We start from the raw sequence: 23,428 nt of genomic DNA on the forward strand, positions 1-23,428 counted from the left end.
GCGGACGTCCCCCGTGGCCCTCGCGTGGGCCGCCGGCCGGCCTCCCGGGCGGCCCGGGCAGCGGGTGCCACGCTGGCTCCACCTGTGAGGTGGAGGAGACGCGCATGAAGGTGCTGGTCACGGGCACGGAGGGCTACCTCGGCAGCCTGCTCGCACCCGAGCTGCTGCGCGCCGGCCACGACGTCGTCGGCCTCGACACCGGCTACTACAACCAGGGCTGGCTCTACCGCGGCCCGGACCGGGCGCCGTACACGCTGCGTAAGGACCTGCGGCACGTCACCGCCGAGGACCTGGCCGGCGTCGACGCCGTCGTCCATCTGGCCGAGCTGTCCAACGACCCGCTGGGCGAGCTCGCCCCCGAGGTCACGTACAAGATCAACCATCAGGGCTCGGTCCGGCTGGCCCTGCTCGCGAAGCGGGCGGGGGTCGGGCGGTTCGTCTACATGTCCTCGTGCAGCGTCTACGGGGTCGCGACCGGCGGCGACGTCACCGAGACGTCCCCGGTCAACCCCCGGACCGCGTACGCCGAGTGCAAGGTGATGGTCGAACGGGACGTCGCGCCGCTGGCGGACGACTCCTTCTCGCCGACGTTCCTGCGCAACGCGACCGCCTACGGCGCCTCGCCACGGATGCGGTTCGACATCGTGCTGAACAACCTGTGCGGTGTGGCCTGGACCGTCGGCGAGATCGCGATGACGTCCGACGGCACGCCCTGGCGGCCGCTCGTGCACGGGCTGGACATCGCCAAGGCGATCGGCTGCGTCCTGGCCGCTCCCCGGGACGCGGTGCACAACCAGATCTTCAACGTCGGGGACAGCGCGCAGAACTACCAGGTCCGCGAGGTCGCCGACGCCGTCGCGGCCGTCTTCCCCGGCTGCCGGATGAGCTTCGGGGACAGCGGCGGCGACGACCGCAGCTACCGGGTGAACTTCGACAAGATCCACCAGCGGCTGCCCGGCTTCAGCTGCGACTGGGACGCCTCGCGCGGTGCCCGCCAGCTGTTCGACCTGTTCAGCCGGATCGAGCTGGACGAGCCGACCTTCACCGGCCGCGGCCACACCCGGCTCAAGCAGCTGCAACACCTGATCGCCACCAAGCAACTGGACGCCGACCTCTTCTGGACCTACTGAGCCGACGTTCGGGGGCCGGGGGCCGGGGGCCGGCGTTCCGGGGAACAGGGGCTGGGACGATGGGCCGGTCCACTGATCCACGCCTTGGAGGCCATTAGTGATCATCGCGCCGGCCGGGCTCGACGGGGTGTTCATCGTCGATATCGAGCCGTTCTCCGACGATCGCGGACTGTTCGCCCGGACGTTCTGCCGTGAGGAGTTCGCCGCCGCGGGGCTCGACGTCGACGTCGCCCAGTGCAGCGTCGCCTACAACAGGCGGGCCGGCACGGTCCGCGGCCTGCACTGGGCCGGCGCGCCGGTCCAGGAGACCAAGCTGGTCCGGGTCACCAGGGGCGCGCTGCTGGACGTGGTGGTCGACACCCGGCCTGGCTCGCCGACCTTCCTGCGCCACGTCGCCGTCGAGCTGTCAGCGGACAACCACCGGGCGCTGTTCATCGGCGCGGGACTGGCCCACGGCTACCAGACCCTCGTCGACGACACCGAGGCCAGCTACCAGATGAACGTCCCCTTCCGGCCGGGCTTCGACCGGGGCCTGCGCCACGACGACCCGGCGCTCGGGATCGCGTGGCCACTGCCGGTATCGGTGATCTCGGACAAGGACCGGGCCTGGCCCCTCCTAGGTGAAGCCGACATGATCGCCGTTTGAGCCCTGGAATGGTCGTGAGAAGCCTCCCGGCGCGACCATCTCAAGGCCAAAACGACGATCAAGGCCACGCCGGGCCCTGCTACGGCGGCGCAAAGCGTGCATAGCCGTACTGCTCGCTTACCCACGGCGTCCAAACCGCTTGTGCTCGGCATGTGTGTGCGCTGATGTCCGTGTGGCGGGCGATACCATGACCTGCCGAGAGAGTGCGGATCGTTGTCCCCGGAGGGGGCCCGGCGGCCGGCCAACTGGTAACTGCCGGCACACGTTCGGCGTGGCCGGGTCTACAGACCGCGAGGCCCGGCTGGGACCGGGCGGTGAGGCAGGGGAGAGCGCATGTCAGGGGCCACCGAGGTGACCACGTGCCGGTCGTGCGGCGGCGATCGGCCGCGGCCGTTCCTGTCGCTCGGGTCCACGCCGGTGGCCAACCGGCTGGTCCGCGCGGACGCGCTGGACGCCGTCGACCCGACGTTCCCACTCGGGGTCGGCTTCTGCGAGCGCTGCGCCCTCGTCCAGCTCACCCATGTGCTGCCCGCCGATGAGATCTTCGACGCGGACTACCCGTACTTCTCGTCGTTCTCGGACATGCTCGTGCGGCACTCCGAGAAGAACGTCGTCGAGCTGATCGAGAGCCTCGGCCTCGGGCCGGACAGCCTGGTCGTCGAGGTGGCCAGCAACGACGGCTACCTGCTCAAGGCGTTCGTGGAGCGCGGCATCCCGGTGCTCGGCATCGAGCCGACACCCGGCCCGGCCGCCGCGGCCCGCGAGGTCGGGGTGCCGACCCGCGAGGAGTTCTTCGGCGCCGAGGTGGCTCGCCGGCTGGTCGACGAGGGCCTGCGCGCCGACGTGATCATCGCGAACAACGTGATGGCGCACGTCCCGGACCTGAACAGCTTTGTCGAGGGCTTCTCGATCCTGCTGAAGGACGAGGGCGTCATCAGCGTCGAGAACCCGGGGGTCGGCGCGCTGCTGGACCACACCGAGTTCGACACGATCTACCACGAGCACTTCTGCTACTTCTCGACGATCGCCGTGGACGCCCTGCTGCGCCGGCACGGCCTCGAGCTGGTCGGCGTCACCGAGTTCCCCGAGCTGCACGGCGGCACGCTGCGCTGGCGGGCGGGCCGGGCCGGAGCGGCGGGCCGCCCGGATCCGTCGGTCGCCCGGGTGCTCGCCGCGGAGCGGGCCGCCGGGCTGGACTCGTTCGACCGGTACGGCAGCTTCGGCGCCGAGGTCGGCGCGCTGCAGGACGAGCTGCGCACGCTGCTGTCCGGCCTGAAGGCCAAGGGCGCGACGATCGCCGCCTACGCCGCCGCCGCCAAGGGCGCGACGCTGCTGAACTCGACCGGCATCGACACCCGGCTCGTGGACTTCGTCGTCGACCGCAACACCCACAAGCAGGGCAGGTACATGCCGGGGGCCCGGCTGCCGATCCTGGCGCCGGAGGCCCTGCTCGACCGCCAGCCGGATTACCTGCTGCTGCTCGCCTGGAACGTGAAGAACGAGATCATGGCGCAGCAGGCCGAGTACGCGGCCCGAGGCGGCTCGTTCATCGTCCCCGTGCCCCGCCCGGTCATCCTGTAGGCGCGGCGATGGAGCGGCCTGGGCGGCCGCCGGCCCGGGCCGAGGGTCCGGAACGGACCGGGGACCCGGAACGGACCGGAGACCCGGGGCAGACGGGGGACCCGGGATGGACCGGGCGCGTCGAGCCCGGCGGCGGCGACCACTGGGTTCCCGACCGGGTGACGCCCGCGGGCAGGCCCCCGGAGGTCCGGTGGACGCAACGCCGGCCTGAGCGAGGCTGGCAGCGGCCGGCCCAGCCGGACTGGGCCGAGCCCGGCCGCTCCCGCGACGGCCGCTCCTACGAAGGGCGGCCCCACGAGGGGGTCGACCTGCTGCTGGGGCAGCTGCAGAGCGGCTTCATGGGCAGCGTCACCCAGACGATCGACCTCTCGATGCTGCACCGGCTGCTCGCCGACGAGCAGGTCCGGCGCGACCTGGCCGGCCGGGCGGGCGGCGCGCCGCGCGGCTGGGTTCCCGACCCCGATGACCCGGAGGGCACCCAGGCGCTGCGCCTGCGGCCCCGGCCAGGCGACCGGGACGGCTCCCGCCCGGACGGCTCCCGCCCGGACCCGGAGGGCACCCAGGTCTTCGTCCGCAACCGGGCCGGCGAGGACCCGCGCCGGGCCAGGACCGATACCGAGGGCACCCAGCTCCTGCGCCGGGACGGCCTGCCCGCTCGCCCGCCCGAGCAGCCCGGCCCGGACGCGGACGGCACCCAGCTGCTGCGTCGCCCTCCGTCCCACCGCCACCGGCAGGACCGGTCGGGTCACGAGGACCGGCGGCGGCGCGAGCCGCTGCTGCGGGATCTCGACGAGGCCGACCCGCCGCGCGAGCCGGCGCCGGCCGCCTGGGCCCGTGACGAGGCCGCGTCCACCCCGGCGAAGGGCACCCCGCGCAGCCGGGCCCTCTGGACCCTGGCCGACCAGCTCATCTCCAGCGGCACCAACTCGGTGCTGATGTTCGTCGTCGCCCGCGAGGTGTCGAGGGTCGACTTCGGGGCGTTCTCCGTCGCGTTCGCCGTGTTCGCGGTCATCATCGGGTTCTCCAAGGCGGCCGGCGCGCAGCCGTTGAGCATCCGGTACTCCGGTGCCCCCGAGGCGGTGTTCGCGCGCGCCGCCGCGCGGGCGACCGGCGCGGCGCTGCTGCTCGGCCTGATCGTCGGCGCCGGCTGCGCGCTGGCTGGCGCGGCGATCGGCGGCCTGACCGGGTCGGCGCTGGTCACGTTGGGCCTCGTGCTGCCCGGCCTGCTGGTGCAGGACCAGTGGCGGCAGGTCTTCTTCGCCCAGGGCCGTCCGGCCGCCGCGGCGGCGAACGACGCGGTCTGGGCCGTGGTCCAGCTCATCGGGGTGACGCTGCTGCTCGCGCGGCACGTCACGCTCGCGGCGCCGATGCTGCTGGCCTGGGGAGCGTCGGCGGCCGTCGCTGCGCTGATCGGCGTCGCGCAGGCCGGGTTCTGGCCGGCCCCCGGCCGGGCCCTGGACTGGGTGCGGGAACATCGCGACATCAACGGCTATCTGGCGCTGGAGTTCATCACCATCCAGGGCGCGCTGAACGCGAGCCTGCTGATCATCGGGGTGATCGGCGCGGTGGAGCTGGTCGGGGCGCTGCGGGGCGTGCAGACCCTGCTCGGCCCGACGACGGTCCTCGCGATGGGCCTGGTCAGCTGGGCGATCCCGGAGTTCTCCCGGCGCACGGACATGACCGCGGCCGCCCGGATGCGCGCCGCCTACCTGCTGTCCGCCGCCGTCGCGTCGGTCGGGATCGTCTGGGGCCTGGGCTTCCTGTTCCTCGGGACGGTCCGCGTCGGCGGGCATCAGCTAGGGCAGTCGCTGCTGGGCGACACGTGGTCCGAGACCCACCACCTGCTGGCCCTGTCGATCCTGCAGCAGGCCGGCGCCGCTTCCACCGTCGGTGTGAGCTGCATGCTGATCGCCCTCGGCCAGGCGAAGAACACCTTCCGGCTGAACGTGATCGCGGCGCCGCAGCTGCTGCTCTACCCGGTCATCGGCGTGGCGCTCGGCGGCGGTACCGGCGCCGTGCTGGGCTTCACGGTGGCTAACTGGATCATGCTTCCCTTCTGGGTCCGGATGCTGCGCGATGCCGCGAAGGAGGCCGAGCGTGCGAGCAGGGCCGCCCGACGTGGGCGGGGTGACCGTTCGAGCGGGACGGGAGAGCGGCGAGACCAGCGTGCCGGGCCGGTCCGCCAGCCGGCCGCGCGGCGGGGCGCGCCGGCGACGAAGAACCTGAGCGTGGAGTGACTCGATGAGGTTGTACGTGGTGTGCCGATCGGTGGGTTCCGAGAACGCGAAGAACCGGCCCGATTTTTACAGCAAAACCATCGCATTGGCCTCGTTGCTGCGTTCGGTCGAAAATGTCGGTATTCCGACAAGGGTGGTCTTCGCGAACGACGGCCCGATCCCGCCGGACCGGCTGGCGATGATGGCGAGCGCCGGCGAGATGCTCCCGATCCGGTGCGGCACCAACCGCTCGTCCTACCGGCTGATGCTGTGCCTGCCCAGGGCCCGGGGCTGGGCGCCCGACGACCTGGTGTGGTTCGCCGAGGACGACTATCTGTACACGGCGGACGCGCTGTCCGCCGTGGTCGCGGCCGCCGAGAAGCTCCCCGAGGCCGACTACTTCACGATCTACAGCCGGCTGCGGTTCGGGACCGACGCGACCAGGCGCAATCCCACGTACTCGCCGCTGGACCGGGCCGACGGTGACGGCGACGCCGTCGAGATCGGCCGGGTTCGCTGGTACCGCGCGGTCAGCTCGACCAGCACCTTCGGCGCCTGGGTGCACACGATCGTCGCGGACGAACGGCTGCTGCGGTCAGCGCCGTTCGTCGGCGGGGCGTTCGATCACGCGACCTGCCTGGCCTACCAGGGCTACCGCCCGTTCGGCCTGGGCCAGCTCAGCGGCGAGCCGGTGGAGCCCGGCGAGCACCCCGCGCTCAAGCGGGTTGCCCGCCGGGTCGCGCTGACGGGGCTGCGCGGCGCGCTCAACGTCGCCGCGCTGGCCAGGCCCGAGCACGACCGGCGCGTCCTGGTCGCGCCCGACCCGGACCTGGCCACCCACCTGGAGGCCGGTCACCTCGCGCCGGGCACCGACTGGGCGGCGGAGGCACGTGACGTGGCGGACTGGCTACGCGCCACCCGGCCCGGTGGCGGGCGCCGATGACGAGGTCCCGTGCCCCGCTCTCCGGGCCCGCTCACGGTCTTGATGTAGCGGCCCGCTCTTGCTCCAGATGCCACGGCAAGAAGTGCGGTGAACGGGTGACTGGGCGTATTGGCGCGTCGTAACCGCCCAGGGGTTTGGCGCTTGCCCGTCTGAGTTATGCTCGCATTCCAGCCTTCACGTTCGGTAAATCGGGCGGCCCGGGCTGATCTGGTGACTGATCGCCGGCACGACCGATCGCAAGCACGACTGGATCGCAAGCACAGAGGCGGAGCGCGTGAGCTCAGCGGGTTCGCAGAGCAGCGACGGGCGGAACGCGCCCGCGCTGTCCCTGCTGCGCGTCCTCGGGCGGCGCTGGTTCCACATCGTGATCGCCATGGTCGTCTGCGGTGTCCTCGGGCTCGCGGTGAGCCTGATCTCCACCCCGACCTACCAGGCCAGCGCGCGTGTCTTCCTCACCCTCGACCCGAACTCCGACCACACCCGGACGCTGGAGACCCAGGCGGAGCTGGCGACCTCCACCCAGGCGATCTCCGACCTCGCGACGAGGCTGCGGGTCTCGGAGTCCTACATCGCCGCGCACCTCACGGCCACGCCCGCCGCCGCCGCGGACTACTTCACGATCACCGGCACGTCGAACAACCAGAAGAAGGCCGACGAGCTGGTCATCGCCGCGCGGGACGAGTACCAGGCGCTGCTGGTGACGTACAGCGGCGGCGGCCAGGCCAGGATCGACGACCTGACCGCCAAGCAGGAGGCGCTGCAGAAGGAGGCGAACGGGCCGAAGGACCCGTCGGGCGCCATCGCGGACGCGGCGAACCGGCTGCTGGACCAGATCACCACCGCGGAGGTCGCGCAGGCCACCGCCACCAGCATGATCGGGCTGGCCGAGCCGCCCAGCGAGGCCGGCAAGATCGCGCCGAAGCCGTTCACCAACCTGCTCATCGCCATGCTGGTCGGCCTGTTCCTGGCCGTCGCCTTCGTCTGGATCCGCTACCTGCGCCGCCCGACGGTGCTCGACGGCCGGGCCGCCGCCGACGCGCTCGGCGCGCCGCTCATCGTCGGCGGCTCCGGGCCCGCCGCGCCGAGCATCGACACGATCGTGTCCGCCATGGCCGCCGTGCTCTCCCCGACGGTCAAGGTGGTCTCGCTGACGGCCGCGGCCCAGGGCGACCTGACCTCCGACACGGTCGCCGGCATCGCCGCGAGCTGGTCGGACGACCAGGGGGTCGTGCTGGTCCTCGACGCGTCGCCGAGCTCGGACGTCCGCGCGGTGCTGGAGCGCCTGCCACCGGCGACCTCGGGGGCGCTGCCACGGTGGGCCCACGAGGCCACCTGCATGGCCCGCTCGTCCGGCGGCGGCCGAGGTCACGTCCTCTACAACCGGGTGTCCCCATCGCGGGCATCGCGGCCGGGCGGGCTCGCGCCGATCCTCGCCGACCGGGCCCGGGACGTCGACCTGGTGCTGCTGCTCACGCCGCCGCTGACCGACCTGCCGATGACCGCGGCCTCGGCGCTGCAGGCCGACGCGGTCGTCGTCGTGACCTCGGCGTTCACCCGCACCGACGAGCTGGCCGCCGTGGCGCGGGACTGGCCGGCGCTGTCCGACCGCATCGTGGGCGTGATTCACGGCGACCGGGGCGGCTTCCGCCCGTCGACGATCGCGGCCGAGAGCCGGGCCGCGAACCGCTCCAGCCCTTCGGGCTCGGCGGACCGGGGCCGCGACCGGGACCGGGACTACGACCGCGGCGACGCCGAGGTGGACTCGACGGACCGCTTCGCCCGCCCGCGGTACTGAGCCCGCCCCGCGGGCGAACAGTTACGGAGTAGTTGGTGGCATACCGGCCGGGTTCGGCGTCGGAGATGGTGACGACGCTGACCACCCGCATTCCGCGGACCTGGGTCATCCCGACCCCGGAGCCGGCGGAGCGCGACACCGGGGCCGACGCCGCGACGCTACGGCTGCTGACCGTCCTGCTGGCCTGCGAGCTGTTCCTGCAACGCCTGGTGGTACCAGCCGGCGGCACCGGCGTCCCGGTGATCATGCCCATCACGCTGGTCGGCACGATCATGTTGGTGCGGCGCGGCCAGCTGCGGACCAACCTGGTCCGCAGCCGGGCCTACCTGATCGCGATGTCGGCGTGCGTCTTCGTCGCGTTCGTCTCGTTCGCCCGCGGTGAGCAGGACGCCTCACTGAACTCGCTGCTGCTCCTGGTGGTGTCCTACGCGCCGTTCGCCCTCGGCCTCGGCCGGGAGCAGGCCAGGGTGCTGCTGCCCCGGATGCTGGACCGGTTCGTGGTCATGACCCTGTTGCTCGCGACGCTCGCCGTCGCGCAGTTCGGGCTGCAACTGGTCGGCGTCCACTACGTCGACGTGCTCGCCAAGATCGTGCCGTCCAACTTCCTGGCGCAGAACTTCAACACGTCGTACCCGGTCCAGTACGGCTCCGGCCTCTTCAAGTCGAACGCCTTCGTCGGCCTGGAGCCGTCCTACGCCTCGCAGTTCCTCGCCGCCGGGCTGATCGTCTCGGTGCTGCGCCGGCCCCGGATCTGGCAGATCACGCTGTTCCTCGCGGCCATCCTCTCGACGGTCTCGGGCACCGGCATCCTGCTGATCGGCTTCGCCAGCGTGCTGCTCGCCGTCCACAAGGGCCTGCGGTTCACGCTGACGGCGCTCGCGGTGCTCGTGGTCCTGGTCGGCGCGCTGTCGCTCACCCCGGCCGCGAAGATCTTCGCGTCCCGGGCCACCGAGACGAAGTCCAGCGGGTCCAGCGGCAACCTGCGGTTCGTGACGCCGTACGTGCGGACCTACGACAACCTGTCGGCGCGCCCGGAGCGGGCCCTGTTCGGCAACGGCCCCGGCTGGTCGGACCGGGACTCCCAGGCGTTCACCGCCCGGACCGGCCTTCCGCTGAACTACGCGCTGCTGCCCAAGCTGCTGCTGGAGTACGGGCTCGTCGGCGGCATCGGGTTCCTCGTCTTCATGGCGGCGGTGTTCGTCCGGGGCTCGCCGTCGTTCGTGCTGACGGGGACGATGCTGTTCTTCTACGTCGTGCTGTCCAGCAGCCTGCTGAACCCAGTGGTGGGCTACCTGGTGCTGCTGTTGCTGAGCTGGTTCTGTGAGGACCAGCACCCGCTGGCGGCCGACCGGCCGGCCCAGCGCAATCTCCCGCTGCCCGTCCAGCGCGGGTACGCCGACCTCGCCGGCCACCGCTGACGGAGCGGTCCCGGGCGGCGACCCGGCTACCCGGCGATTCTCATCCCTCACGTAAGGTGAGAGTTGTGCTGCGAGCTTCCCGGGCGCGGGACGCGGGTCCCGCTCTGGTCGTCGCGCTGCTGCTGGTCGTCGCCGGGCTGAGCGCCTGTTCGCACCCGGCGCCCAGGCGGCCGTCCGCGCCGGTGGCCGTCGCGAACCCGTCGGTCGCGGGCACCGGCGTGCGCTGGGCCTCCGGGGCCAACGGCAACTTCCCGGACGAGATCCAACCGTGGGCCGCCTGGACCGGCCGGCCGGTCGACCTCGCCATGATCTTCACGTCGCGCACCGACTGGAACTCGGTCGAGGCGCCGGACTGGCCGCTCAACGCCTTCACCCGGGCCGCCTGGCCCGGCCAGATCTCGATCGCCCAGCCGTTGTGGCCGGACAGCGGCGGCAACGAGCGCGACTGCGCTGCCGGCGCCTATGACGAGCACTGGCACCAGTTCGGCGAGAACCTGCTGAAGTACGGCCGGGGCGACGCGATCGTCCGGCTGGGCTGGGAGTTCAACGGCGACTGGTACGACTGGTACCCGCGGAACGTCGACGTCTGGAAACGGTGTTACCAGCGGACAGTGACGGCGCTGCGCGCCGCCGCCCCCGACGTGCGGATCGACTGGACGATGACCATGCATCGGGACGACCTGCCGCGCGGCGGCGACGTCTGGTCCGCCTACCCCGGCGACGCGTACGTCGACATCATCGGGATCGACTACTACGACATGTCCCCGCCGGCCCCGACCCAGGGGCTCTGGGACCGGCTGTGCGTCGCCCCGTCCGGCCTCTGCACGGTGATCCAGCAGGCCCGGGCGCGCGGAAAGAAGTTCTCCGTCCCCGAATGGGGTGTTGTGAGTGGGGCCGGCGGGGGCGGCGACAACCCGTTCTTCGTCCAGAAGATGTACGCGATGTTTCAGGCAAACGCGGGCATTCTCGCCTACGAGGCGTACTTCAACAACGCGGACGCGGACAACGTGCGCTCCTCCCTGCTGAATCCGACCCTGAACCCGCGGTCCGCGCAGCGCTACCTGCAGCTGTTCGGCCCCGGTTGACGCGGTACGGCCGCCGGATTCGGCGCGGGCCTCCTCCGATACGCTTTCGCCGTCTTTTGGCGGTGCCCGGCCACTGGGGCCCCTGAGTGACTAGGGTTCCTGGGCGGCCGGCTGACACGGAGGAGTGACCGGATGAGCGAAATCGCGGCCGCCCGGCTGACCGGCGCCGCGGCCACCGTGCGCCGTTCGATGAGCCCCGGAGCACTGCGCGAACGGGCGCTGCTCCCGGCGCGGTCGCTCTATCGGCGGGCCTGGATGCGCCGGGGCCGGGACATCACCCGGGCCATGTCCAGGGCGTCCTGCCTCGTGGTCGCGCCCCACCCGGACGACGAGACCGTCGGCTGCGGCGTGGCCATCATGCGCAAGCGGGAGACCGGCACCCACGTCACGGTCGTCATCGTCAGTGACGGCGCCGCCGCCGAGCCGGCGCCGATGCCGCCCGCCGAGCTGGCCGCGCTGCGCAAGGAAGAGGCGTGCCGCGCCGTCACCCGGCTCGGGCTGCGCCCCGCCGACGTCCGCTTCCTCGACGTGCCGGACACGAAGGTCGCCGAGCACGTCGACGAGATCGCCGACCGGCTGGCCGAGCTCATCAGGGAGCTGGCGCCGGACCAGGTGCTGATCCCGACGTCCTGCGACGGTCACCCGGACCACGACGCCACCAACGTCGCCGCGCTGGAGGCCGTGCGCCGCGCCGATTTCGCCGGCCAGGTCCTGGAGTACGGCGTCTGGCTGTGGACGCACTGGCCGTGGACCCGCGGCTACGGCACCGAGGGCTACACCGCCCGCCGGCTGCTGCGCGACCCGGTGGACCGGATCCGCGAGGTGCGCCCGCTGCTGGTCGCGGCGAAGGGCTACCGGTCGCGCCAGGCCTACGCGCTCGCGGCGCACGGCAGCCAGGTCGGCCCGGCCGTCGGCGGCGGTTCCCTCCCGCCGTCCCTGCTGGCGGCGACGAGGACGCCGTTCGAGCTCTACCTGGAGGTCGGCGCGCTCGCCCACCTGAACTTCGTCCCCACGGCCCGGTCCGGCGCCGACGACGAGCCGTCATCCGTCCCCCTCGCCGACGCCCCGGCGGGCGACTGACCCGGCGGGCGACTGACCCGGCGGGCCCGCCGAGGCGAGGCCGGGCGCCGGGCCGGCGCCTAGCGAGCTGAGGCGGCCCGGGCCTGCCCGAACGAGGCGACGGCCTTGCGGTAGACCGCGACCCGGTCGCCGGCGATCTGCGCCGGGTCCAGCCGGGCGGCGCCGGCCCGCCCGTTACGGCCGATCCGCTCGGCCAGGTCGAGGTCGGTCAGGTAGGGCTCCAGGGCGTCCGCCAGCGCGGTCGGGTCCTCCGGCGCGACGACGGTGCCCGCCTCCCACTCCGCCAGGAACGGCGCGATGCCGGTGCGGGTGGTGGTCACCACCGGCCGGCCCGACGCCATGCCCTCGACGGCGGCGATCGAGAAGCTCTCGAACCGGCTGGGCACGGCGACCACTCGTGCCTGGCCGTAGACGTCGACGAGCTCGCGCTGGCTGAGGTGGCCGGCGAACACGGTCGGCACGCCCAGCTCCTGGGCCCGCCGCTCCAGCCAGCGCCCGGTCGGCACCCCGTCGAGGTGGCCGGACGTGCTGCCGGCCAGGATCAGCTTCGCGTCGGTCCCTCGGGCCGCGACCAGTGCCAGCGCGTCCAGCAGCACGTCGAGGCCCTTGTTCGGCTCCAGCCGGCCGACCGCGGCGACCACGGCCCCGGTCCGGCCTACCGCCGGCACCCCCTGCCACGGGCTCGCGTCGAACGGGTTCGGCACGATCGCCACGTCCTCGCGGCGTAGCCAGCCGTACGGGCGGACCGTGTCGACCAGGAGCTGGGACGGCGACGTCACCATGGTGGCCCGGTCGGCGGTGATCCGGTCCAGCCGGTCGGCGATCCGGCCGCGCACCGACAGCGGTGGCCCGGCCAGCCGCAGGGTCAGCATCGTCGGGGCGTGCATGTGCACGACGACCGGGCAGGACGGGGCGACCACCTTCATCAGCGCTCGGGTCTCGCCGTCCTGCGTCTCGATCACGTCCGGCTTCAGGCCGAGCTGGCGCAGGTAGAGGGCGTAGGAGAAGGTCAGGCTCGCCCGCAGCGCCAGCGAGTCGCGCGGGTAGTTCGGGCCGGTCAGGTGGCGGGCGTACTTGCCGAGGACCCGGCTCAGCGGTATCCGCAGCAGCGGCCGGCGGTGGACGTGCACCCCGTCGACCTCTTCGTCGACGATCCGGTGGCCCTGCGCGCAGATGACGTGCACCTCGTGGCCGAGCGCCGCGAGCGCCGCCGAGAGCACCGCCGTGTAGATCCCGGCGCCGTCCCAGACGACCGGCGGGTACTGCTCACAGAGGAACGTGATGAGCAGCTTCCCGTCGACGGTCACGTTCCCTGCCCCCGTGGTCGATGGCCCGGTGGTCGATGGCCCCAAGTTCGATGGCCCCAGATTCGATGGGCCCAAGTTCGATGGCCCCAAGTTCGATGGGCCCAAGTTCGATGGGCCCATGTCCGACGGCTCCGCGGTCGGCGCGCTCGGGCCGGGGTGGGCGCAGGTCGCGACCGGGGTGAGGTCGGCGAGGTCACTGTACAGTTGGCCGCTTTGCCTCGCGCCCGCGGGAAACGGCGCGCGTGGGCCGTTTCGTCATCGGACGGGCGCGGTGTGGCCTCGCCTGCCGCGGCGCGGCCTGTCCGGCCATCAGTAGGACTTCTTGGCTGGCCGCAGGTGGACCTCGGTGATCTCCGCGTTCGCCGGCAGCGTGAGCACCCCGGCGACCACCTCCGCCACGTCCTCGGCCGCGAGCAGCAGGTCCGGCCGGTAGGACCGGCCCTCCTGGGCGAACAGCGCCTCCTGCCGCGGGGTCGCCGTCCGGCCGGGATGCACGCCGCACACCCGGATCCCGTCGGCGTTGATCTCCTGGCGCAGGCTGTCGGTGACCGCCCGCATCGCATGTTGGGTGGCGGCGAACTGGCCCAGGTTCGGGCCCGCGTGCAGCCCCTGCGACGAGTTGATCACGATGACGTCCCCGCCGCCGGCCCGCAGCGCGGGCAGCAGTTCCTGGGTGAGCGCGTAGGGCGCGCGGACGTTGGCGGCGTACAGCCAGTCGAGGTCGTCGAGCGGCGCGTCGGCATGCGGGCCGTTGGTGTAGCCACCGGCGCTGTGCACCAGGATGTCGACCCGAGGCCCGGCCAGGAGCCCGGCGACCAGGGCGCCCCGGGCGTCGTCGTCGGTCAGATCCGCCTGTGCCTGGCGCAGCGAACCCGGGCACCCGGCGGGCGCGACCTCGGCGGCGGCCGCGGGCAGCGCGTCCAGCCGGGACTTGTCGCGGCCGACCGCGGTCACCCGCGCCCCCTCGGCGACCAGCCGCAGCGCGACCGCCCGGCCGATGCCGCTGGAGGCGCCGGTGACGACGGCGACCCGGCCCGCGAGCCGGAACTCGCCGGGCCTCCCGGCCGGCCTGGTCGTCGTGGTGCCGTCCCCTTCAGCCACGGTCACCCGATGCCCAGCGGAGCCTGCGCCTTGAGCGCGGCGTCGCCGAAGACGAGCAGGGCGTCCGATTTCGGCGGGACCTGGTCGTACTCGAGGCAGAGCTGCTCGGGCAGCGTGGTGAGGTCGGTGGCGCGCAGGTAGTCGCGCATCGTGGTGCCGGTGCAGGCCGAGTCGACGTTGGCGGCGCCGCGGTGGCCGACCACGTCGGCGTGGTGCACGGTCCGGAAGTCGATGCTGAAGCGGGTGCGCCCGGTGCTGTTGGGTACCGACGAGTGCAGCTGCTGGGCCGAGAAGATCATCATTCCGCCCGAGGGCGCGGCGACCCGGGTCTGGGGGAAGAGCTCGATCTCCTCCTGCGGCTTGGGCTGCACCCGGGTGTCGCTCTTGATGTGTTTGGCAGCCGAGCCGCGGTTGGTGGCGTTCCACTCGTAGTAGTCGTAGGTCTCGGAGTTGTTCAGGACCGGGCCGGCGAAGTACTTCGGATGGAAGGCCAGGCCGTTCTCCGGGACGATGTCGAAGATCGGCATCCACCAGTTGAGCTGGCAGAACGGCGCCGAGTACCAGGTGTCCCGGTGCGGGTGGAAGGCGTAGGCGATCCCCGACGTCAGGTAGTCGTCCGAGGTCGACGTGCGCAGCCGGGGCACGTCGAAGTACGTCTCGGCCGGATCGGCGCCGTGCTCGACCAGCAGCTCGCGGATCAGCTCCTTGCAGCGCGGATGGTGGATGAACCGCGGCTTCAGCTCCGCCAGCAGCGCCGCGTAGTCCTCCACGGCCATCTCGTACTGCGCCTTCTCCGGGTCGAGGCCGCCGAACGCGTCGCGGATCATCGCCCGGGTGAACTCGACGAGCGCCAGCGTCGACGGCTTCGGCGCGTAGACGAAGATGTCGCCGGCGAACAGCCTGGCGCGGCGCTCGTCATCGGACAGCGTGGACTCGACCAGAACCGTGCTCATCGATCGTCCTTCCCGGTCATGCGGAACCCTTCGGTTCGCCGGCGAGCAGCCCGACCCCGGCGAGGGCGTCGACGGCCGCGGTGACGGCGTCGAACGGGAGCTGCGCCCGCGCGGCGATGTCGAGCAGGTCGCGGCTGCCGTCGGCGAGGTTCAGCACCCAGAGCAGGCCCATCTCGATCGCCTGCCGGTTCATCGTCGCGCCGATCGCCCGGTACAGCCCGCGGCGGCCGAGCTGGGGCTCCCCGTACGGGCTGGTGTTGCGCCAGACGGCGTTGCGTTCACAGATGTCGATGATCCTCGTCAGCACGGCGAAGGAGCCGGCCAGGCTCTCCGGTGTCACGAACGCCAGGTCGTCGGCCGACGTGTGGTACTCGGGGTAGTCACCGTGTTGGCCCCGCCCGAGCCGGCCGACCGGAAGGTCGAAGCCGGGGGAGCAGAACTGCCGCTCGTCGTAGCCGTACGGCGAGAAGTCGACCAGCCGGTGCTCGGCGCCGCTCTCGGCCAGCGCGACGGCGGCGGCCCGGTCGACGGTGCTGTCGCCGCGCCGGCTGCGCTTGTAGGTGAACGCGGACCGGTCACCCAGGCCGGTCAGCACGAGGCCGTGCCGGATGCGGCCGACGAGGTCCCGGTTGCGGGCCAGCCAGGTGATCGAGCCGATCGTGCCGGGGATGAACAGCAGCCGGAAGGTATGGCGGCGGCTCGGCAGCGCGGCCAGGTGGCGGGCCAGCTCGGTGAGGACGGCGATGCCGGAGCCGTTGTCGTTCGCCATCGCCGGATGGCAGACATGCGTCGTCACCAGGAACTCACCTGGTTCGCCTGGTTCGCCTGGTTCGCCTGGTTCGGTCGCCGGGAGCACGATCTCGGCGTAGGTGAGCGAGCCGTCCTCGAGGGACGTGTCGATCACGACCTCGTACTCGCCGTCGGGCAGCGCCCGCAGCACGGTGTCGGGCAGGCAGAAGCCCCAGTTCTCGTTCCAGTAGGAGGTCCGGTACGGGATCCAGTCCGGCCGGTCCGGCAGCGAGAACAGGTGCTCGCGCAGCTCGTCCAGCCGCAGCCTGGCCCGGGTCGGGACGCTGTAGCCCAGCAGGTGCAGCGGATGGTCTGCGACGTCCGCCACCCGCGCACCGTCCGGCCCGACCAGGTAGCCGGCACGGACGTTCCACTCCTTCGGCACCGTCCAGTCGAGCACCGGTGTGCCCGACGGCACCTCGTGCACCTCGAACGGGACGGCGGCACCCGCCAGCGCCTTCTGGACGAGGTCGAGGGCGGCGCGGACGCCGTCGCCGGTGATGGACCGCACCGGAGCCGCCGCCAGCTGGGCGACCAGCCCGTACAGCCGCTCGCCCAGCCCGGCGTCCCGGCCGCCATCCGCGCCTTCAGTCATGGTGGTGATTGTCGGCCCCTGCCATCCATCGGCGGTGGGAGGGCGCTCGGCGCCCGTCTTAGTCGGCCCAGACCCGCCAGGGTGCGGCTCCGGAGTCCCACAGCTGGTTGAGTTCGGTCCAGTCGCGGAAGGTGTCCATGCCCATCCAGAATCCGTCGTGCGGGTGGAGGGTGAGCTGCCCGTCGCGGGCCAGCTGCTGCAGCGGCGCGCGTTCCAGCATCATCCCCGGGTCGTCGTCCATGTACTTGTCGACGAACTCCCGCTCGAAGACGAAGAACCCACCGCTGACCCAGCCGACCTTCGGCGGCTTCTCGGCGAACAGGGTGACCGTGTCGCCCTCGGTCTGCAGCTCGCCGTAGCGGCTGGACGGGCGCACCCCGGTCACCGTGCCGATCCGGCCGCCGCGCTCGTGCGCGTCCCACAGGTCGGCCACGTCGATCGCGCCGACTCCGTCACCGTAAGTGAGCAGGAACCGCGGCCCGGTCAGATAGTCCCGTACCCGGCGCACCCGGGCCCCGGTGCCGGAGAGCAGGCCGGTCTCGGCGAACGTGACCTCCCAGTCCTCGTCGCCGATGGTGTTGTGAAAGGTGGGCGTGTGGTCGTCGGCGAGCTTCAGCGTGAAGTCCGCGACCTGCTCCCGGTAGTTGAGAAAGTAGTTCTTGATGACGTCGCTCTTGTAACCGAGGCACAGGATGAAGCGGCGGAAACCATAGTGGCCGTAGGTCTTCATGACGTGCCACAGAATTGGCTTGCCGCCGATGTCGACCATCGGTTTCGGCAGCTTCTCGCTGGCTTCGCGGATCCGCGTGCCCATGCCGCCACAGAGGATGACGACCGGGATGTCCGCGGCGCCGGGGACGGTGCGGGGTGGCCTGGAAGCCGAGCTCGGGGATGTCACGGCTGTTGTCTCCCATCGACGCAGGATGCCGGCTCCCGCGCGGCGACGCCCCGGACGGACGCCCGGGACACCGCCGAAACAACCGTACCGTACTGAACTTCTCCCACCGCGCAGGAAGCACCGAGGCCCGCGGGCGGGTGACCTGCGACTTTTAGTCACCCGGACCGGCGGAAAGTACCTGCGGCCGGCTTGGACCGGCCCGGTCGCGGGGCTTCGACAACGGTTTTTCGGGTGGCCCCGCGGCGGGCCGACCGTTCGTCTCCGTCGACCCGGTGGGCTTTTCATACCGGTTGATTCGTGTCCGGACGGTGTCGCGCCGGCACCGGCCGTTGTGCGTGGGAAGGGGAGGGCTGCCCAGGGCCGGCCCGCCTCGGTATCTGTCCGGATCACCCGGTTGGCGCGGCCTGCCGCCGCTGGACGGGCATGCGCCCGACTGCGGGACGTATGCGCGGATTATCGTCGTTGTCCAGCCTGTCCCGCGGCCGTCGCGGGGCGGTGTCGCGCCGCGACGGAGGTGGACGTCGGTGCCCCAGCGCGGGACCCAGGAGCGCACACGCGAGGCCCGCTCCGGCCAGCAGCCGCCGAGCGGCTGGTACGACCGGCTGGTCGAGCTGTCCGGCGGCCCGGAGCGGTTCCGCGGCCGGGTGCTGCCGGGCGTCGCGCTCGCCCTCGTCGCCGTCCTCGGTCTGACCGCGTGGGCGGTCACCACCCGCTCGGGCTCGAACGGCGGCGGCTTCGTCGCCGTCGCGCCCGCCACCACGTCGGCACCGACCGAGGACGCCGCGGCCGGGCCGGACCAGGCGGCCGCGCCCACCCGGGCGAAGGCCCGTCCCGCCGCGACCACCGGCGCCTGGCCGACCGGGGTGAACAGCGGGGACACGATCACCGACGCGAACGCGTTCGCCAGGTTCCGGGGCCGGCCGAACGACGTCGTTGTGCTGTTCACCGCCCGTGACAGCTGGTCCTCGATCACCGACCCGTGGATCGGCAAATCCCCGGAGAAGTTCGCGAACTTCCCCGGTACCTGGTCGATCAGCTACCCGCTGTTCCCCGACCCCGCGGTCGGGACGCCGAAGTCCCAACTGCCCCAGTGGTCGGCGGATCACATGGCCGCCTGCGTCCAGCACCAGTACGACGGCTACTTCCGCCAGATCGGCGCCTGGCTCAACTCGCAGCCGAACCGGGCGAACTCGTTCGTCCGCATCGGCTGGGAGTTCAACGGCGACTGGTTCTCCTGGCAGGCGACTGACCCGGACACCTACAAGCAGTGCTTCCACAACGAGGCGGCGGCGCTGCTGAGCGTGGATCCGCACGCGCGGATCGACTGGACGGTCAACGCCCACACCACCCTGCCGAACAGCACGCACGGCGACCCGTTCCGGGCCTACCCGGGCGACGACGTCGTCGACGTGATCGGAGTCGACACCTACGACCAGTACCCGCCGAGCCCGACGGTGTCGGCGTTCGACGAGCAGTGCGGGATGCCGAGCCCGACCCCGGGCCTGTGCACGGTGATCGCGTTCGCCTCGAAGCACCGGAAGTTGTTCTCGGTGCCGGAATGGGGCGTCGTCGGCAAGGACAGCGGGGCTGGCCGGGCGGGCGCCGCCGGTGGTGACAACCCGACCTACATCGCGCAGATGGCCGCGACCTTCCGGCAGTACAACTCGATGCTCGCCTATGAGGCGTACTACAACAACAGCGAGCCGAACAACGTCCGCTCGTCGCTGGCGAACCCGCAGTTGCAGCCCCGCGCGGCCCGCGCCTACCAGTCCCTCTGGAACTGACCCGTGGACCGGGCGGCGCGGCGCCGGCCCGCCGGTCCGGCCGCCCGACCCGCCGGCTTCCCCGGTCCCGTAGGCTGACCATGGTGGCTGACCGGACCTGGCCCTGGCTCTCGCGAGGTAGTCGAGAGGCGCCTGGGTAGCCGAGGCGACGCGGACGGCGCGCTCGTGCCAGGCAGTGCAAGCCTTGCGCCCGGACAACGGCGCTGACCGACATCCGCCGTCCGGCGAGCCGCCGCCGGACATGGAAGAGGCCCGGGACGGATTCGATGACCCTCGCGCCGCTGCTCGACGCTCTCACTGCCCGCCCGGGCGGCGAACCGGCGCTGGCCCGTGTCCAGGACGCCGTCACCGCCTCAGGAAACGCCGGCTCGGCTTCGGTGGGTATCAGCCCGGTCGACCTGTCGGGCCCGCCCGGGCTGCGGCCGTTCGCCGTCGCGGCGCTGGCCCGCTCGGGGCGCACGATCCTGGCGGTCACCGCGACCGACCGCGAGGCCGACGACCTCACCGAGGCTCTGAGCAGCCTGCTGGACCCGAGGTCGGTCGCGCTCTACCCGAGCTGGGAGACGCTCCCGCACGAGCGTCTGTCGCCGGGCGCGGACACCGTCGGGCGCCGGCTGGCCGTGCTGCGCCGGCTCGCCCACCCGGAGATCCTGGCCGCCAGCGGTCCGGCCGACGCCGCGGCCAGCCCGCTGTCGGTGGTCGTCGCCCCCGTGCGAGCGGTGCTGCAGCCGCAGGTCAAGGACCTCGGCCAGCTGGAGCCGGTGCTGCTGCGCAGCGGCGACAGCGCCGATCTCGCGGACGTCGTCGAGCGGCTGGTCGGGATCGCGTACCACCGGGTCGACCTGGTCGAGCGCCGCGGCCAGATCGCGGTCCGCGGCGGCATCCTGGACGTCTTCCCGCCGACCGAGGAGCACCCGCTGCGGGTCGAGTTCTTCGGCGACGAGATCGAGGACATCCGGCCGTTCGCGGTGGCCGATCAGCGCGCGCTCGACGTCCCGGCCAGCGGGGGCGGCTACGCCCTGTTCGCGCCGCCCTGCCGGGAGCTGCTGCTGACCCCGGAGGTGCGGGCCCGGGCGGCCCGGCTCGCCCGGGAGCACCCGGATCTCGTCGACATGCTCGACAAGATCGCCTCCGGCATCCCGGTGGAGGGCATGGAGGCGCTGGCGCCGGTCCTCGTCGACGACCTGGCGCTACTGCTCGACGAGCTGCCCGCCGGCACCCAGGTGCTGCTGTGCGACCCCGAGCGGGTCCGGTCCCGGGCGTCCGAGCTGGTCCGCACCAGCCAGGAGTTCCTGAACGCCTCGTGGAGCTCTGCCGCGCTGGGGTCCCAGACCCCGATCGACCTGGGCTCGGCGGCCTACCGCACGCTGGCCGACGTCCGGTCTCGAGCCGCCGAGCTCGGCCTGCCCTGGTGGACCGTCAGCCAGTTCGGCGTGGTGGCCGGCGCCGACGGCACGGACTCGGCTGACGAGCCGGTCGCCTTCGACGTCCCCGACGAGGCGGTGGTCACCAGCCTGCGCCCGCCGCCCGCCTACCACGGCGACACCGCCCGGCTGCTCGCCGACGTCAAGGGCTGGCTCAACGACTCCTGGCGCGTCCTGCTGGTCACGGCTGGCCACGGCCCGGCGCAGCGGCTGGTCGAGCTGCTGCGCGAGGCCGACCTCGGCGCCCGGCTCACCGACGACGCCGAGCTCGCGCCGTCCGTCGTCACGGTCACCCAGGGTCAGCTGGTCACCGGCTTCACCAGCGACCTGCTGCGCCTGGCCGTGCTGACCGAGACCGACCTGGCCGGTGCCCGCGGCGTCACCACCAAGGACATGCGCCGGATGCCGAGCCGGCGGCGCAAGGGCATCGACCCGCTCGCGCTGGCCGTCGGCGACCTGGTCGTCCACGAGGCGCACGGCGTCGGCCGGTACATCGAGATGGTCACCCGCACGGTGGCCGGGGCCAAGCGCGAGTACCTCGTCCTGGAGTACGCGAAGGGCGACCGGCTCTACGTCCCCACGGACGCCCTGGAGCAGGTCACCCGCTACGTCGGCGGCGAGGCGCCGACGCTGGACCGGATCGGCGGGGCCGACTGGGCCAAGCGCAAGAGCCGGGCCCGCAAGGCGGTCAAGGAGATCGCCGGCGAGCTGATCCGGCTCTACAGCGCCCGGATGGCCGCCCCCGGGTACGCGTTCGGCCCGGACAACCCGTGGCAGCGCGAGCTGGAGGATGCCTTCCCGTTCCGGGAGACCCCCGACCAGCTCTCCGCGATCGACGAGGTCAAGCGGGACATGGAGCGCGCGGTCCCGATGGACCGGGTGATCTGCGGTGACGTCGGCTACGGCAAGACCGAGATCGCCGTGCGGGCCGCGTTCAAGGCGGTGCAGGACGGCAAGCAGGTGGCAGTGCTGGTGCCGACCACGCTGCTCGTCCAGCAGCATTTCCAGACGTTCTCGGAGCGCTACGCGGCGTTCCCGGTGATCGTCAAGGCGATGAGCCGCTTCAACACGGCGACCGAGCAGAAGGCGGTGCTGGCCGGCCTGGCCGACGGCACCGTCGACGTCGTCATCGGCACCCACCGGCTGCTGTCCAACGAGACCAGGTTCAAGGACCTGGGCCTCGTCATCGTCGACGAGGAGCAGCGCTTCGGCGTCGAGCACAAGGAGCACCTGAAGAAGATGCGGACGGCGGTGGACGTGCTCACGATGAGCGCCACCCCGATCCCGCGGACGCTGGAGATGTCGATCACCGGCATCAGGGAGCTCTCCACGATCGACACCCCGCCGGAGGAGCGCCACCCGGTGCTCACCTCGGTCAGCCCCTACGACCAGCGGCAGGTCGCCGCCGCGATCCGCCGCGAGCTGCTGCGCGAGGGCCAGGTCTTCTTCATCCACAACCGGGTCGAGTCGATCGACCGGGCCGCGGCCCGGCTGCGCGAGCTGGTCCCCGAGGCGCGGATCGCGACCGCGCACGGCCAGCTCTCCGAGGACGTCCTCGAGAAGGTGATGGTCTCCTTCTGGGAGCGCAAGTTCGACGTCCTGGTCTGCACGACGATCGTCGAGTCCGGCCTGGACATCTCCAACGCGAACACGCTGATCGTCGAGCGGGCCGACAACTTCGGCCTGTCCCAGCTGCACCAGCTGCGCGGGCGGGTCGGCCGCGGCCGGGAGCGGGCCTACGCCTACTTCCTCTACCCGCCAGACCGGCCGCTGACGGAGACCGCGCACGACCGGCTCGCCACGATCGCGCTGAACACCGACCTCGGCGCTGGCATGGCGGTCGCCATGAAGGACCTGGAGATCCGCGGCGCCGGCAACCTGCTGGGGGGTGAGCAGTCCGGGCACATCGCGGCGATCGGCTTCGACCTGTACGTCCGGATGGTCGGCGAGGCGGTCGCGGACTTCAAGGGCGCCGCGCCCGAGGAGCTGCCCGAGGTCAAGGTCGAGCTTCCCGTCGACGCGAGCCTGCCGCACGACTACGTCGGGGCCGAGCGGCTGCGCCTCGACGCCTACCGCCGGCTGGCCGCCGCGTCCAGCGAGGAGGATCTCGCCGAGGTGCGCGCCGAGCTGGTCGACCGGTTCGGCCCGCTGCCGGAGGTGGTGGAGAACCTGTTCGCCGTCGCCTCGCTGCGGGTGCTCGCCCGTGGTTACGGCCTGTCGGAGATCACGCTGGCGGGCAAGCAGATCCGGTTCGCCCAGCTCGAGCTGCGGGAGAGCCAGACGCTCCGGCTCCAGCGTCTCTACAAGGGGGCGCTGACCAAGCCGGCCGCCAAGACCGTCCTCGTCCCGGTGCCGACCCAGACCGGCCGGATCGGCTCGCCGGCCCTGCGGGACAAGCCGTTGCTGGCCTGGGCCGCCGACCTTCTCTCCGCCATCCTCGGCGATTCCATCAGCGCGGCCGCGAACGCCGCCGCCACCAACCGCCCGTAAAAGTCGGTTGTCCAGGCTTCGCCACGTTTCCGCGTCAACGTCTTCGGCCGAAACGCGCAGGTCAGGTCGTCTGCCCACCGTTTCGGCCCGCTCGACGTCTGTCTCGTGATGTGGTGGCTCGCGGCGCGTGAGTGCAACTGAACGTAACAGCGGGGCCGGGTGGTTTATGCTACTTGCCTGATTGCAGGTTGCG

At 72.3% G+C, this 23,428-nt stretch carries 16 protein-coding genes; 11 read left to right on the forward strand and 5 right to left on the reverse strand.

Annotation, left to right across the window (positions count from 1 at the left end):
• The first annotated feature begins 104 nt into the window (after positions 1-104).
• The 9 genes from FRAEUI1C_RS03135 (at position 105) to FRAEUI1C_RS03175 (ending at position 11,894) form a co-directional block, all read left to right on the forward strand.
• Positions 105-1,130, forward strand: a complete 1,026-nt coding sequence (locus FRAEUI1C_RS03135; RefSeq protein ID WP_013421830.1) for an NAD-dependent epimerase/dehydratase family protein — start codon at positions 105-107, stop codon at positions 1,128-1,130.
• Positions 1,131-1,227: 97 nt separating this feature from the next.
• Positions 1,228-1,776 carry a dTDP-4-dehydrorhamnose 3,5-epimerase family protein gene (locus FRAEUI1C_RS03140; protein WP_013421831.1) on the forward strand — a complete coding sequence of 183 codons (549 nt, stop codon included), beginning with the start codon at positions 1,228-1,230 and terminating at the stop codon, positions 1,774-1,776.
• Positions 1,777-2,109: 333 nt separating this feature from the next.
• A complete protein-coding gene (locus FRAEUI1C_RS03145; protein ID WP_013421832.1) occupies positions 2,110-3,357 on the forward strand; it encodes a class I SAM-dependent methyltransferase in 1,248 nt (415 codons plus the stop codon).
• A gap of 8 nt (positions 3,358-3,365) precedes the next feature.
• Positions 3,366-5,594, forward strand: a complete 2,229-nt coding sequence (locus FRAEUI1C_RS35875; protein WP_013421833.1) for a hypothetical protein — start codon at positions 3,366-3,368, stop codon at positions 5,592-5,594.
• 133 nt (positions 5,595-5,727) lie between these two features.
• Positions 5,728-6,516 carry a hypothetical protein gene (locus FRAEUI1C_RS03155; protein ID WP_232425280.1) on the forward strand — a complete coding sequence of 263 codons (789 nt, stop codon included), beginning with the start codon at positions 5,728-5,730 and terminating at the stop codon, positions 6,514-6,516.
• A gap of 274 nt (positions 6,517-6,790) precedes the next feature.
• On the forward strand, positions 6,791-8,311 hold the full coding sequence (locus FRAEUI1C_RS03160; RefSeq protein WP_013421835.1) for a Wzz/FepE/Etk N-terminal domain-containing protein: 1,521 nt from the start codon (positions 6,791-6,793) through the stop codon (positions 8,309-8,311).
• A gap of 35 nt (positions 8,312-8,346) precedes the next feature.
• A complete protein-coding gene (locus FRAEUI1C_RS03165; protein WP_013421836.1) occupies positions 8,347-9,729 on the forward strand; it encodes an O-antigen ligase family protein in 1,383 nt (460 codons plus the stop codon).
• A 65-nt stretch (positions 9,730-9,794) separates the two neighbouring features.
• On the forward strand, positions 9,795-10,814 hold the full coding sequence (locus tag FRAEUI1C_RS03170) for a glycoside hydrolase family 26 protein (RefSeq protein WP_013421837.1): 1,020 nt from the start codon (positions 9,795-9,797) through the stop codon (positions 10,812-10,814).
• Between the two features lie 132 nt (positions 10,815-10,946).
• Complete coding sequence (locus tag FRAEUI1C_RS03175; protein ID WP_013421838.1) at positions 10,947-11,894, forward strand: PIG-L deacetylase family protein; 948 nt, start codon at positions 10,947-10,949, stop codon at positions 11,892-11,894.
• A 59-nt stretch (positions 11,895-11,953) separates the two neighbouring features.
• On the opposite strand, the gene FRAEUI1C_RS03180 is transcribed toward FRAEUI1C_RS03175, so the two are convergent.
• The 5 genes from FRAEUI1C_RS03180 to FRAEUI1C_RS03200 form a co-directional block, all read right to left on the reverse strand.
• Entirely contained in the window at positions 11,954-13,201 is a 1,248-nt protein-coding gene (locus FRAEUI1C_RS03180; protein ID WP_013421839.1) for a glycosyltransferase family 4 protein, read from the reverse strand.
• Between the two features lie 309 nt (positions 13,202-13,510).
• A complete protein-coding gene (locus tag FRAEUI1C_RS03185; RefSeq protein WP_049807095.1) occupies positions 13,511-14,302 on the reverse strand; it encodes an SDR family NAD(P)-dependent oxidoreductase in 792 nt (263 codons plus the stop codon).
• A 2-nt stretch (positions 14,303-14,304) separates the two neighbouring features.
• Complete coding sequence (locus tag FRAEUI1C_RS03190; RefSeq protein ID WP_013421841.1) at positions 14,305-15,255, reverse strand: phytanoyl-CoA dioxygenase family protein; 951 nt, start codon at positions 15,253-15,255, stop codon at positions 14,305-14,307.
• Between the two features lie 16 nt (positions 15,256-15,271).
• Positions 15,272-16,639 carry a DUF4910 domain-containing protein gene (locus FRAEUI1C_RS03195; protein WP_013421842.1) on the reverse strand — a complete coding sequence of 456 codons (1,368 nt, stop codon included), beginning with the start codon at positions 16,637-16,639 and terminating at the stop codon, positions 15,272-15,274.
• Between the two features lie 58 nt (positions 16,640-16,697).
• Complete coding sequence (locus FRAEUI1C_RS03200; RefSeq protein WP_013421843.1) at positions 16,698-17,537, reverse strand: glucose-1-phosphate cytidylyltransferase; 840 nt, start codon at positions 17,535-17,537, stop codon at positions 16,698-16,700.
• Positions 17,538-18,061: 524 nt separating this feature from the next.
• On the opposite strand from FRAEUI1C_RS03200, the gene FRAEUI1C_RS03205 reads away from it, so the two are divergent.
• Both FRAEUI1C_RS03205 and mfd read left to right on the forward strand, forming a co-directional pair.
• Positions 18,062-19,321 (forward strand): glycosyl hydrolase, encoded by a 1,260-nt coding sequence (locus FRAEUI1C_RS03205; protein WP_013421844.1) that lies wholly within the window; start codon positions 18,062-18,064, stop codon positions 19,319-19,321.
• A 266-nt stretch (positions 19,322-19,587) separates the two neighbouring features.
• Positions 19,588-23,235: a transcription-repair coupling factor gene (gene mfd, locus FRAEUI1C_RS03210; protein ID WP_013421845.1), complete on the forward strand. Its 3,648-nt coding sequence runs from the start codon at positions 19,588-19,590 to the stop codon at positions 23,233-23,235.
• Positions 23,236-23,428 lie beyond the last annotated feature (193 nt).

This window comes from Pseudofrankia inefficax (genome assembly GCF_000166135.1).
Lineage (GTDB): Bacteria > Actinomycetota > Actinomycetes > Frankiales > Frankiaceae > Pseudofrankia > Pseudofrankia inefficax.

Bases quoted from the DNA above. Each gene is read 5' to 3' on its own strand.
- FRAEUI1C_RS03190 (WP_013421841.1), bottom strand. From the start codon at position 15,255: ATGAGCACGGTTCTGGTCGAGTCCACGCTGTCCGATGACGAGCGCCGC.
- FRAEUI1C_RS03195 (WP_013421842.1), bottom strand. From the start codon at position 16,639: ATGACTGAAGGCGCGGATGGCGGCCGGGACGCCGGGCTGGGCGAGCGG.
- FRAEUI1C_RS03145 (WP_013421832.1), top strand. From the start codon at position 2,110: ATGTCAGGGGCCACCGAGGTGACCACGTGCCGGTCGTGCGGCGGCGAT.
- mfd (WP_013421845.1), top strand. From the start codon at position 19,588: ATGACCCTCGCGCCGCTGCTCGACGCTCTCACTGCCCGCCCGGGCGGC.
- FRAEUI1C_RS03135 (WP_013421830.1), top strand. From the start codon at position 105: ATGAAGGTGCTGGTCACGGGCACGGAGGGCTACCTCGGCAGCCTGCTC.
- FRAEUI1C_RS35875 (WP_013421833.1), top strand. From the start codon at position 3,366: ATGGAGCGGCCTGGGCGGCCGCCGGCCCGGGCCGAGGGTCCGGAACGG.
- FRAEUI1C_RS03175 (WP_013421838.1), top strand. From the start codon at position 10,947: ATGAGCGAAATCGCGGCCGCCCGGCTGACCGGCGCCGCGGCCACCGTG.